Genomic DNA, 12,347 nt, shown 5'->3' on the forward strand with positions numbered 1-12,347 from the left:
GTTTTTTTTAATGCATCAGATTGTGTTTGATCTGATATTGCCCGTCATTTTGCCGGCTGAATAGATTGTTGATTTGCGGGTGGCGCAGGGGTTCTCCACTATCATCGACCATTAAGTTTTGTTCTGAAACATAGGCCGAATATTCTGTTTCACTGTTTTCAGCGAACAGATGATAAAACGGCTGGTCGCGCCGTGGCCGTCGGTCTTCCGGAATGGACTGATACCATTCTTCACTATTCGAAAATTCCGGATCAACATCATAAATGATTCCGCGAAATGGAAATAACTTATGTTTCACAACTTGACCGATTTGAAATTTAGCGTGTTTTATCAGTTTCTTATTCCCGTATTATTATTTATAACTTTAAAGTGAGTTTAACTGAATCTTATTTTTAAATCATCTGTTTAATATCACTTTTTTTAAAGTGTTTTTTAACTCTGCTGCCACCAAAAAAACAAAAATAAATCAAATGAGATTATTGACCTGTTAAGGTGCAGCCCTATGTTGTTACCGGAGGATGCTCGAGCAAATTCATGCTTGATAGTGGCAAACGAACTGAAATATTGGAATGAATGTGCAGGAAATAGAAGATTTCACCCGTAACTGGATCGTGCTTGGCAACCATCTGGCGCTCTGGATAACGGCACTTTTCATTTTTGTTGCCTGTCTGATTTTGTTGCCGCGAGTGCGGGGCCAGCTTGTGCAATTATTGTCCCGTTTTGCTGTCAGCCGGTTTGATGTCATCATGACGGGCGCACAATCGCTGGCAAATAATACTTACCGTTTTTTCTTTGCGGCTTTGGCGCTTTATTTTGCTTCGCTGGTTTTGGTGCTTCCGGTGCAAATCTCGCGTATGATTACCGGTATTGTGCTGGTTGCCACCATGGCACAAATCGGAATGTGGAGCAGTATTATGGTCGGTCTTTGGATCGACCATGGCTTGCTGGATAAAAACAATCCTGATCCGGAACGAACCAGTGCAGCGCAAATTATCCGCTTTACCGGTCTTGCGCTTATCTGGACGGCAGTACTGCTGCTGGTCCTGTCGAATTTCGGTATCGATATTACTGCGCTCGTTGCAGGACTTGGGGTTGGTGGTATCGCAATTGCGTTTGCACTCCAATCCATCCTGAAAGACCTGTTTGCCTCGCTTTCCATTTTGCTCGACAAACCGTTTGTCGTCGGTGATTTTGTTTTCTTTAATGAAAATCGCGGTGTGGTGGAACGGATTGGTTTGCGCACGACACGCTTCCGTTCGCTTACCGGTGAGCAGATCAGCGTTTCCAATGACGCGTTATTGAATACACGCCTGTCGAACTTCCAGCGTATGTCTGAGCGGCGCATGCTTTTCAGCTTGCATGTGCAATATGGCGGCTCGATTGACTTATTACAGACATTTCCGGCTTACCTGCAAACGACCATCGAGACTTTGCCTAATACGCGGTTTGACCGCTCGCATCTGGCCGAATTTAACGAACTGGGCGTGCGTTTCGAAGTGGTCTATTATGTGCTGAGTGCTGAATATGCGGATTTCATGAATGCACAACAAGCAGTGCTTGTGGCCGCAGCCAAATGGGTTGAAGCGCATGGTTTGCAATTTGCCCAGCCAACCCGTCGCCTGATTACGGTGAATGATGAAGCTTTAAGCGCTACACAAAAAACATCGCAAGCCGTGCTATAGACGAAGGTCGTAGCAACGATGGTATTATGTCTTTTGCTGATATGAGCTGTTAAGATTCATTCTAAACGACGTGAAACTTGGTGGCAGATATGGAAGCGGTGCTATGATCCTTAAGTATTTATGGATTATTGAAGTTATCATTTTTGCAATCGTACCAATCACTATTTTTCTTTTATGGAAAAAAGATAAGTATTAAGGTGATGCGGGCGATCGGAAGCTGTTATTTTGTGCATGTATACGCATGAGGTTGTATACAGCCTCAAGTTGAATGTTAAATTTTCCGCATGTGGTTTCACAAATCTGTGATCTTTGGATTGATTCTCTTTTTACGTGAATTTTGCAACATTAGCTGGTGTTAAATTAAGATTCTTCTTAATATTATACACAGGCTGAAGGCCGGAAGCCTTGGGTATCAGGCGGGTAAAGCTTTAAAAAAACGAGATATTTGGCAGAGCGAGCTATTTCGTCGAGTAAATGCCTGACTGTTCCAATGTGTCACAGTCTCAGGGGTTGCACTTGGAAGCACTCTGGGGTAACCGTCGCATCGAATTAGCTGTAGTTCGCACGGCATGCCTTTTGAAGCTGCACGGGCGAGGGGTTGCCGTAGATGCAATGTGTCGCAGAGTCGTAACCATGGAGGGCTTATGACTGGGCGTAACGCCTCGTGTTAAGCCGGAAAAGGGATCATGAACGAGCTTTTAAGTTCCTATCTACCGATCGTCATTTTCATTGGCATCGCCATGATTATTGGCATTGCACTTCTGATTGCACCGTTTCTTGTTGCTTACCGGCAGCCGGATCCGGAAAAGCTGTCAGCTTATGAGTGCGGATTCAACGCTTTCGATGATGCGCGCATGAAATTCGATGTGCGGTTCTATCTCGTATCGATTCTTTTTATTATTTTCGATCTGGAAGTTGTGTTCCTGTTCCCGTGGGCTGTTTCGTTCGGCTCCATCGGTTGGCTGGGCTACGGCTCCATGATGGCGTTTTTGTTCGTGCTGACTATCGGTTTCATTTATGAATGGAAGAAGGGGGCGCTGGAATGGGATTGACCAACAGCAACGCCACGCTTATCGCGCCGCAGCCGAAAGGCATTATTGATCCTAATACCGGCAAGCCGATCGGCGCAGATGATGCATTTTTCAGTGAGCTGAATAATGAGTTGTCCGATAAGGGTTTTATCGTCACCTCTGCCGACGCGCTGATTACTTGGGCGCGTACCGGCTCACTGATGTGGATGACCTTCGGTCTTGCTTGCTGCGCTGTTGAGATGATGCACATCTCCATGCCGCGCTACGATGCCGAACGTTTTGGTATTGCGCCGCGTGCGTCACCGCGTCAGTCCGACGTGATGATTGTGGCCGGTACATTGACCAACAAAATGGCACCGGCACTGCGCAAGGTTTATGATCAGATGCCGGAGCCGCGTTATGTGATCTCAATGGGATCATGTGCCAATGGCGGTGGTTATTATCATTATTCTTATTCGGTCGTGCGTGGTTGTGACCGTGTGGTTCCGGTTGATATCTATGTTCCGGGCTGCCCGCCAACCGCTGAGGCGCTTCTTTACGGCATTTTGATGTTGCAAAAGAAAATCCGCCGCACCGGCACGATTGAGCGTTAAGAAGGAGTGAAAGTGATGAGTGAGGAAGCCCTCCGTGATCTTTCGGCCTATCTGAAAGAACGTTTTGCTGATGCAATTGAAGATATCAAATTTGCTTATGGCGAATTGACGGTCAGTGTCTCCAAAGGTAGCCTGATCAATGTTCTGACCTTTCTGCGTGATGACGTACAGTGCCAGTTTGTTAATCTGACCGATATCAGCGGTGTTGATTATCCTGAACGCCCTGAGCGTTTCGATGTGGTTTATCAGCTGATGTCACCACGCCAGAACCTGCGTATGCGCGTTAAAGTGACGGCAGATGAAGATGTGCTGGTGCCGTCTGCAACGGCTGTCTTTCTCGGCGCTGATTGGTTTGAGCGCGAAATTTACGACATGTACGGCGTTTTGTTCTCCGGTCATCCGGATCTGCGCCGCATTCTTACCGATTACGGTTTTGAAGGTCATCCGCTGCGTAAAGATTTCCCGACTACCGGTTTTGTTGAAGTCCGCTACAGCGACGAGCACAAGCGCGTTGTTTATGAGCCGGTTGTCCTGCGTCAGGAATTCCGTAATTTTGACTTCCTTTCCCCGTGGGAAGGAACTGATTACGTGTTGCCTGGCGATGAAAAAGCCAAAGTCAATTAATTGGCTTTGATGCCCAAGTGTGAGGATTGAAAAATGTCTGTAAGTGCTAAGTTGGAAGGTCGTTGCCTGTGTGGCTCTGTGCGCTTTTCGGCGAAGCCTATCAATGACGAAATGGGTGCATGCCATTGCTCAATGTGCCGCCGCTGGACTGGTGGTGTGTTTTTGAGTGTGGAATGCGGCGACAGCCTTGAAATCACCAATGGTGATGATCTTGCATTTTATCGCTCGTCCGAATGGGGGGAGCGCGGATTTTGCAAGGCTTGCGGCTCTAGCTTGATGTGGCGCATGCAGGATGGCTCCCATAGTGTCGTTTCCATTCAGGCATTTGATGATCCTTCGCAATTCAGGTTTACGACGGAAATCTACATCGACAAGAAACCTGATAATTACGCTTTTGCCAATGATACGCGCAAAATGACGGAAGCAGAGTTTCTGGCAGCTTATGCCTCTACACAGGATGCCGACAATGGCTGAGACACAAGTAAGAAATTTTAACATCAACTTCGGCCCGCAGCATCCGGCGGCGCACGGCGTGTTGCGTCTGGTGCTGGAGTTGGACGGCGAAGTGGTTGAGCGCGTTGATCCGCATATTGGCTTGCTGCATCGCGGTACTGAAAAGCTGATGGAAACCAAAACATATTTGCAGGCTTTGCCATATCTGGATCGCCTCGATTATGTTGCACCGATGAATCAGGAACACGCTTATGCGCTGGCTGTCGAGCGTCTGCTCGGCATCACTGTGCCACGTCGCGGCCAGCTGATCCGTGTGCTTTATTCCGAAATCGGCCGTATTCTCAATCACCTGTTGAACGTTACCACGCAGGCTATGGACGTTGGTGCTTTGACACCGCCGCTCTGGGGCTTTGAGGAGCGCGAAAAGCTGATGGTGTTTTATGAACGCGCCTGTGGCGCCCGTATGCACGCAGCTTATTTCCGTCCGGGTGGTGTGCATCAGGATTTGCCTGAGCAATTGGTGCAGGATATCGCTGACTGGATTGATCCGTTTCTTAAAACGACACTGACCAACCTCGACAATCTGATTACAGGCAACCGTATTTTCAAGCAGCGTAACGTCGATATCGGCGTTGTGACATTGGAAGATGCTTGGTCTTGGGGTTTCTCTGGTGTGATGGTGCGTGGCTCGGGTGCTGCGTGGGACTTGCGCAAGAGCCAGCCATATGAGTGCTATTCGGAAATGGAATTCGACATTCCGATCGGCAAAAACGGTGACTGTTATGACCGTTATCTGATCCGTATGGAAGAAATGCGCCAGTCTGCCAAGATTATGCGTCAGTGCTGTGAATTGCTGCTCGGCAAAGAGCGTGTTGGCCCTGTATCGCATACAGACAACAAGATCGTACCGCCGAAACGCGGTGAGATGAAACGCTCGATGGAAGCGCTCATTCATCATTTCAAGCTTTACACTGAAGGCTATCATGTGCCGGCAGGCGAGGTCTATGCAGCTGTAGAAGCCCCTAAGGGTGAATTCGGTGTTTATTTGGTGTCAGACGGCACCAATAAGCCTTATCGCTGCAAATTGCGTGCACCGGGTTTTGCTCATCTTCAGGCTATGGATTTCCTATGTCGCGGCCATATGCTGGCTGACGTTTCGGCGATCCTTGGTTCACTCGATATCGTGTTTGGTGAGGTAGACCGCTGATGTCCGTCCGTCGTCTCGCAGAAGATTCCGTCCAGCCAGCCGCATTTGCTTTTAATGCGGAAAATCAGGCTTGGGCTGAACAGACTATCAAGAAATTCCCTGAAGGCCGTCAGGCATCCGCAGTTATCCCGCTGCTGATGCGTGCACAGGAACAGGAGGGCTGGGTCACCAAAGCCTCAATCGAACATATCGCAGCTATGCTCGGTATGCCTTTGATCCGTGTGCTTGAAGTTGCCACTTTCTATACCCAGTTCCAGCTGAAGCCTGTTGGTACACGCGCCCATATTCAGGTTTGCGGTACAACACCTTGCATGCTGCGCGGTGCGGAAGATTTGATGAAAGTGTGCAAGCACAAAATTCATCATGACCCGCAGACACTCAATGCTGACGGCACATTATCTTGGGAAGAAGTCGAATGTCAGGGTGCTTGCGTCAATGCGCCGATGGTCATGATCTTCAAAGACGCTTATGAAGACCTGACACCGGAGCGCCTGGAAGAAATCATTGATGCTTTCGCGGCTGGCAAAGGTGACACGATTAAACCGGGTCCACAGATTGAGCGAGATTTTTCTGCGCCTGCCAGTGGCCTGACATCTTTGACGACAAGCAATCCGAAAGCGGAGGGCTGATTTGATGCTGGCTGATAAAGATCGTATCTTTACCAATATTTATGGCCTGAAAGACAAGTCGCTTAAAGGTGCGATGGCACGCGGCCATTGGGATAATACCAAAGGTCTGATTGATCAGGGTCGGGATTGGATCATCAACGAAATGAAGGCGTCCGGTCTTCGCGGTCGTGGTGGTGCGGGATTCCCGACTGGTATGAAATGGTCTTTCATGCCGAAAGAAAGCGATGGCCGTCCGCATTATCTCGTGGTCAATGCGGATGAGTCGGAGCCTGGTACCTGCAAAGACCGTGACATCATGCGCCATGATCCGCATACGCTGATCGAAGGCTGCGTGATTGCCGGTTGTGCCATGGGCGCCCATACTGCTTACATCTATATCCGTGGTGAATTCATGCGTGAGCGTGAAGCACTGCAAGCTGCGATTGACGAGTGCTACGAAGCTGGTTTGCTTGGCAAAAATAACAAATGCGGCTGGGATATGGACGTTTACGTCTCCCACGGGGCAGGCGCTTATATTTGCGGTGAAGAAACAGCTTTGCTGGAAAGTCTGGAAGGCAAAAAAGGCCAGCCACGCTTGAAGCCACCGTTTCCGGCCAATGTCGGTCTTTATGGCTGCCCGACCACTGTGAACAATGTTGAATCCATTTCTGTTGCGCCGACCATTTTGCGTCGCGGCGGTGCATGGTTCTCGTCGCTTGGTCGCCCGAACAATGTCGGCACCAAGCTTTTCCAGATTTCCGGTCACGTCAACACACCTTGCACTGTTGAAGAAGTCATGGGTGTTCCGTTCCGTGAACTGATTGAAAAACACGCCGGCGGTATCCGCGGCGGTTGGGATAATCTGCTTGCAGTGATCCCGGGTGGCGCATCCTGTCCGCTTGTGAAAGCAGAAGACATGATGGATGCAGTGATGGATTTCGACGGCATGCGTGACGTTAAATCCTCATTCGGTACCGGTGGTTTGATTGTTATGGACAAATCAACCGACGTTATCAAAGCGATTGCGCGTCTTTCGGCTTTCTTCAAGCATGAAAGCTGCGGCCAGTGCACGCCGTGCCGTGAAGGTACAGGCTGGATGTGGCGTGTGATGGAACGCATGGTGACCGGTAATGCGCAGAAGCGCGAAATCGACATGTTGTTCGATGTGACCAAGCAAATTGAAGGTCACACCATCTGTGCGTTGGGCGATGCCGCTGCATGGCCGGTTCAAGGGCTGATCCGTAATTTCCGCCCTGAAATTGAAAAGCGCATTGATGATTATACACGCAATGCTGTTCAAAGTCGTAACATCGCTTTGGAAGCAGCTGAGTAAAATGGCATGGGCCGGATTTATCCGGTCTGCAGTCTGGATTTAAGGATATGCGGCCTAAGCCGCAGGTTTGGACAAGTGATGGCAAAGATCAAGGTTGACGGCACAGAGATCGAGGTTCCCGATCACTATACGCTCCTTCAGGCAGCCGAAGAGGCAGGCGCTGAAGTGCCGCGTTTTTGCTTCCATGAGCGGCTTTCCATCGCCGGAAACTGCCGTATGTGTTTGGTTGAGGTAAAAGGTGGGCCACCAAAGCCTGCTGCATCCTGCGCGATGGGCGTGCGCGATTTGCGCCCTGGACCAAATGGCGAAACACCGGAGATTTTCACCAATACGCCTATGGTCAAAAAGGCACGCGAAGGTGTGATGGAGTTCTTGCTCATCAACCATCCGCTTGATTGCCCGATTTGTGATCAGGCAGGTGAGTGCGACCTTCAGGATCAGGCGATGGCCTTTGGTACTGATGGTTCCCGCTACCGCGAAAATAAGCGTGCGGTTGAAGACAAATATATTGGCCCGTTGGTCAAAACTGTGATGACACGTTGCATTCACTGCACACGTTGCGTTCGTTTTACCACTGAAGTTGCCGGTATTTCTGAACTCGGTCTTATTGGCCGCGGTGAAGATGCAGAAATCACCACCTATCTCGAAAGCGCGATGACTTCTGAATTGCAGGGCAACGTGATTGATTTGTGTCCGGTTGGTGCGCTGACATCCAAGCCATATGAGTTTCAGGCGCGTCCTTGGGAGCTGAATAAAACTGAATCCATTGACGTGATGGATGCTGTCGGCTCGTCAATTCGTGTTGATACCCGCGGCCGTGAAGTGATGCGTATTATGCCGCGTTTGAACGAGCAGGTGAACGAAGAGTGGATTTCCGACAAGACACGTTTCATTTGGGATGGTCTGCGCACACAGCGTCTTGATCGCCCATATGTGCGTAAAGATGGCCGCTTGGTAGCGGTTAGCTGGCCGGAAGCCTTTGCTGCGATTGCTCAAGCTGTCAATGCAACTTCGGGTGAGCGTATCGGTGCCGTTGCCGGTGATCTGGCAAGCGTTGAAGAAATCTACGCATTAAAGAGCCTGATGAATTCTCTCGGTTCTGTGAATACAGATAGCCGTCAGGATGGTGTGGCGCTTAATCCTGCATTTGGCCGTGCATCATATCTCTTCAACAGCACGATTGAAGGTATCGAACAGGCAGATGCCCTGCTGATCATTGGTGCCAATCCTCGCATTGAAGCCGCTGTACTTAATGCGCGTATCCTCAAAAGATACCGACAGGGTAAGCTGGCTGTTGGTGTGATCGGTGAACGTGCAGAACTGCGTTATGCTTATAATTATCTGGGTGCCGGTGCAGAAACACTCAATGATGTTCTTAACGGCAAGAACGAGTTTGCACAGGTTCTGAAAAATGCATCCAAGCCTTTGATCATTATTGGTCAGGGTGCATTGACCGGTGAAAACGGTGCCGATGTTCTGGCTGCCAGCGCCAAATTGGCCGAGCAGGTTGGTGCATTGAGCGAAGACTGGAATGGTTTTTCGGTTCTCCACACCGCTGCATCACGCGTTGGCGCCTTGGATCTCGGCTTTGTGCCGGGTGAGGGCGGCGTGAAAGCAACCGATATGCTGGGCAAATTGGATGTTGTTTTCTTGAGCGGTGCTGATGAACTCGACATGTCAGCCAAGGGCAACACATTTGTTGTCTATATGGGCACGCATGGTGATGCGGGCGCACATTCTGCAGATGTTATTCTGCCGGGTGCTGCTTACACCGAAAAATCCGGTACTTATGTGAATACAGAAGGCCGCGTACAAATGTCGATGCGTGCAGGTTTTGCACCAGGTGAAGCCAAGGAAGATTGGGCAATCTTGCGTGCTCTGTCCGACACATTGGGTCAGCGTTTGCCATTTGATTCATTGGCACAATTGCGCGCCAAGCTTTATGCAGATTATCCGCATATGGCAGCAATTGATGCAATTGAAGCAGGTAAAATTGCCGATGTTGCTACACTTGGCAAACAATCTGCCAAGCTTGGTTCGCAAAGCTTCGCTTCGACAATTAAAGATTTCTATCTGACAAACCCGATTGCTCGTGCATCAGCCGTGATGGCTGAATGTTCCGCACTGGCTCAAGGTCAGTTTGTGCAGGCGGCAGAGTAAAGCGAGAGAGACGGAAAAATGGACGAAATTTTTGCAGCTTACGTCTTGCCCGCGCTGATTATAGCGCTGAAGTCGGTCGTTCTGCTCGTCGTATTGTTGATTGTAGTGGCTTATCTGCTTTACGCTGACCGTAAAATCTGGGCAGCGGTGCAAATGCGCCGTGGTCCAAACGTTGTTGGCCCGTGGGGAACATTGCAGGCCTTTGCCGACTTGCTGAAATTTGTCTTCAAGGAACCAATCATTCCTTCAGGTGCAAATAAGGGCGTGTTTTTGTTGGCACCATTCATTTCGGCAGTGTTGGCATTGGCGACATGGGCGGTCATTCCGGTCAGCGAAGGCTGGGCAATTGCCAATATTAATGTCGGTATTCTCTATATTCTGTCGATTTCTTCACTTGAAGTTTACGGCGTGATTATGGGTGGCTGGGCTTCCAACTCGAAATATCCGTTCTTGGGTGCTTTGCGTTCGGCAGCGCAGATGGTTTCTTATGAAGTCTCCATCGGTTTTGTGATTGTCACCGTGTTGTTGTGCGTAGGTTCGTTGAACCTCACCGACATTGTACTGGCGCAAAATACCGGTCTTGGAACCATGATGGGGCTGCCTGCTTCATTCCTTGACTGGCATTGGCTGGCTCTGTTCCCGATGTTCGTGATTTTCTTCATCTCGGCCTTGGCAGAAACCAACCGTCCGCCATTTGACTTGGTGGAAGCAGAATCCGAACTCGTCGCCGGTCACATGATCGAATATTCCTCGACACCGTTCCTGCTGTTCTTCCTTGGTGAATATGTGGCCATCACACTGATGTGTGCGTTGATGACCATTTTGTTCCTTGGTGGTTGGTTGCCGATTGTTGATGTGTGGTTCCTCAACTGGGTACCAGGTATTATCTGGTTCATGTTGAAACTGTGCTTCTGCTTCTTCCTCTTCGCGATGGTGAAAGCATTTGTACCGCGTTACCGCTATGATCAACTGATGCGTCTGGGTTGGAAAGTATTCCTGCCGATCTCACTGTTCATGGTTGTTGCAACCGCGACCTTCCTCAAAGTTACCGGCCTCGTGGGTTAAGGAGAAAAACATGTCTTCATTTGCTCAAGCTGCCAAATCGCTTTTGCTGAAGGAATTTGTCGGAGCGTTCTTTTTGTCGATGCGCCACTTTGTCGGCCCTAAGGCAACTTTGAACTATCCGCATGAAAAAGGCCCTGTAAGCCCACGTTTTCGTGGTGAGCATGCGCTGCGTCGCTACCCGAATGGCGAAGAGCGCTGTATTGCCTGTAAATTGTGTGAAGCCATTTGCCCGGCACAGGCGATTACCATTGAAGCAGGTCCGCGCCGTAATGATGGTACACGCCGTACCGTCCGCTATGATATTGATATGGTAAAGTGCATTTATTGCGGTTTCTGTCAGGAAGCCTGTCCGGTGGATGCGATTGTTGAAGGGCCGAATTTCGAATTCGCCACTGAAACACGCGAAGAACTTTACTATGACAAAGAAAAACTGCTCGCTAATGGTGACCGTTGGGAACGGGAACTGGCGCGCAATATCGCACTTGATGCGCCTTATCGCTAATCAGCGGTAAATGAATACTTATCGCGCTAAGCGATAATCGAATGGGTGGCGGGTGAAAATCTTGTCACCGGAGTTTAACTTCACGCTTGGCGTGATGAAAAGAGCAGGCGGAGCAATAGGGCTTCGCCCCGGAAAGGTGTTGGGGTAAACCCATGCTGACAGGTCTAGCGGCAGCGTTTTTCTATCTGTTCGCCTTTATCATGATTGCGAGTGCGGTCATGGTCATCTCAGCGCGCAATCCAGTACATTCGGTGCTGTTCCTGATCCTTGCATTCTTTAATGCTGCGGCGCTGTTTTTGTTAACGGGCGCTGAATTTTTGGCCATGATCCTGCTTCTCGTTTATGTGGGTGCGGTTGCGGTATTGTTCCTCTTTGTTGTGATGATGCTGGATGTGGATTTTGCTGAACTGAAGCAGGGCGCTTTGCAATATGCGCCTATTGGTGCTTTGGTGGGTCTGATCCTGCTGGCTGAACTGGTTGTTGTTTTTGTCAGCACCAAGTTTGCGCCGAAGCTCGGTGAAGCAGGCGTGCTGCCAATTCCGGATCCGGCAACACGCACCAATACGCAAGCTTTGGGTGATGTGCTTTATACCAATTATGTTTTCTTCTTCCAGATCGCCGGCCTCGTTCTTTTGGTTGCGATGATCGGTGCCATTGTGCTGACATTGCGTCATAAACCGAATGTCAAACGCCAGTCGATCCCGGATCAAGTTGCACGTACACCGGAAACCGCCATCGAAATCGTTAAAGTCGAAACAGGTAAGGGCATCTGATATGGTAGTGGGTATCGAACATTATCTTACCGTTTCGGCAATCCTGTTTACGCTGGGTGTCTTCGGTATTTTCTTAAACCGTAAAAACGTCATCGTTATTTTGATGTCGGTCGAGCTTATTTTGCTCTCGGTTAATCTTAATTTTGTGGCGTTTTCTGCAACGCTCGGCGATCTGGTCGGGCAGGTCTTCGCACTCTTCGTTTTGACTGTTGCGGCTGCTGAAGCAGCTATCGGTCTTGCAATTCTCGTTGTTTTCTTCCGTAACCGCGGCTCCATTGCGGTGGAAGACGTCAATGTTATGAAAGGTTGACGGGCA

At 49.5% G+C, this 12,347-nt stretch carries 13 protein-coding genes and 1 pseudogene; 13 read left to right on the forward strand and 1 reads right to left on the reverse strand.

The genetic code is table 11. The annotated features are described in order from the left end of the window. Positions 1 to 7: 7 nt before the first annotated feature. The gene (gene hspQ, locus ACI0FR_RS05680) at positions 8 to 331 is read right to left on the reverse strand and encodes a heat shock protein HspQ (RefSeq protein WP_404906340.1); all 324 of its coding nucleotides are present in this window, start codon (positions 329 to 331) and stop codon (positions 8 to 10) included. Between the two features lie 244 nt (positions 332 to 575). On the opposite strand from hspQ, the gene ACI0FR_RS05685 reads away from it, so the two are divergent. The 13 genes and pseudogenes from ACI0FR_RS05685 to nuoK all read left to right on the forward strand — a co-directional run bounded on the left by ACI0FR_RS05685 (position 576) and on the right by nuoK (position 12,341). Further along, positions 576 to 1,682 carry a mechanosensitive ion channel family protein gene (locus ACI0FR_RS05685; RefSeq protein WP_404909708.1) on the forward strand — a complete coding sequence of 369 codons (1,107 nt, stop codon included), beginning with the start codon at positions 576 to 578 and terminating at the stop codon, positions 1,680 to 1,682. A 686-nt stretch (positions 1,683 to 2,368) separates the two neighbouring features. Next, a complete protein-coding gene (locus tag ACI0FR_RS05690; protein ID WP_184220006.1) occupies positions 2,369 to 2,734 on the forward strand; it encodes an NADH-quinone oxidoreductase subunit A in 366 nt (121 codons plus the stop codon). Further along, entirely contained in the window at positions 2,725 to 3,306 is a 582-nt protein-coding gene (locus ACI0FR_RS05695) for a NuoB/complex I 20 kDa subunit family protein (protein WP_184220003.1), read from the forward strand. Before ACI0FR_RS05690 ends, ACI0FR_RS05695 begins: the two co-directional genes overlap by 10 nt. Positions 3,307 to 3,321: 15 nt before the next feature. Then, entirely contained in the window at positions 3,322 to 3,930 is a 609-nt protein-coding gene (locus ACI0FR_RS05700) for an NADH-quinone oxidoreductase subunit C (protein ID WP_404906279.1), read from the forward strand. A 33-nt stretch (positions 3,931 to 3,963) separates the two neighbouring features. Next, positions 3,964 to 4,404, forward strand: a complete 441-nt coding sequence (locus ACI0FR_RS05705; RefSeq protein WP_404906278.1) for a GFA family protein — start codon at positions 3,964 to 3,966, stop codon at positions 4,402 to 4,404. Continuing rightward, entirely contained in the window at positions 4,397 to 5,590 is a 1,194-nt protein-coding gene (locus tag ACI0FR_RS05710; RefSeq protein ID WP_374830252.1) for an NADH-quinone oxidoreductase subunit D, read from the forward strand. The genes ACI0FR_RS05705 and ACI0FR_RS05710 overlap by 8 nt, the downstream gene beginning before the upstream one ends. After that, positions 5,590 to 6,192: pseudogene (nuoE, locus tag ACI0FR_RS05715) on the forward strand (NADH-quinone oxidoreductase subunit NuoE); the annotation flags it as partial. The gene ACI0FR_RS05710 and the pseudogene nuoE, both read left to right, overlap by 1 nt. 31 nt (positions 6,193 to 6,223) lie before the next feature. Continuing rightward, on the forward strand, positions 6,224 to 7,531 hold the full coding sequence (gene nuoF, locus ACI0FR_RS05720; protein ID WP_404906277.1) for an NADH-quinone oxidoreductase subunit NuoF: 1,308 nt from the start codon (positions 6,224 to 6,226) through the stop codon (positions 7,529 to 7,531). Positions 7,532 to 7,609: 78 nt separating this feature from the next. Next, on the forward strand, positions 7,610 to 9,691 hold the full coding sequence (nuoG, locus tag ACI0FR_RS05725; RefSeq protein ID WP_404906276.1) for an NADH-quinone oxidoreductase subunit NuoG: 2,082 nt from the start codon (positions 7,610 to 7,612) through the stop codon (positions 9,689 to 9,691). Between the two features lie 18 nt (positions 9,692 to 9,709). After that, entirely contained in the window at positions 9,710 to 10,756 is a 1,047-nt protein-coding gene (gene nuoH / locus ACI0FR_RS05730; RefSeq protein ID WP_374830258.1) for an NADH-quinone oxidoreductase subunit NuoH, read from the forward strand. 10 nt (positions 10,757 to 10,766) lie between these two features. Next, entirely contained in the window at positions 10,767 to 11,258 is a 492-nt protein-coding gene (nuoI, locus tag ACI0FR_RS05735) for an NADH-quinone oxidoreductase subunit NuoI (protein ID WP_343800111.1), read from the forward strand. Between the two features lie 152 nt (positions 11,259 to 11,410). Beyond that, a complete protein-coding gene (locus ACI0FR_RS05740) occupies positions 11,411 to 12,031 on the forward strand; it encodes an NADH-quinone oxidoreductase subunit J (RefSeq protein WP_374830260.1) in 621 nt (206 codons plus the stop codon). Position 12,032: 1 nt separating this feature from the next. Continuing rightward, entirely contained in the window at positions 12,033 to 12,341 is a 309-nt protein-coding gene (gene nuoK / locus ACI0FR_RS05745; protein ID WP_184219974.1) for an NADH-quinone oxidoreductase subunit NuoK, read from the forward strand. Positions 12,342 to 12,347: the final 6 nt, after the last annotated feature.

The organism is Paenochrobactrum sp. BZR 201-1 (genome assembly GCF_044987585.2).
In the GTDB taxonomy this organism is placed as follows: Bacteria; Pseudomonadota; Alphaproteobacteria; order Rhizobiales; family Rhizobiaceae; genus Paenochrobactrum; species Paenochrobactrum pullorum.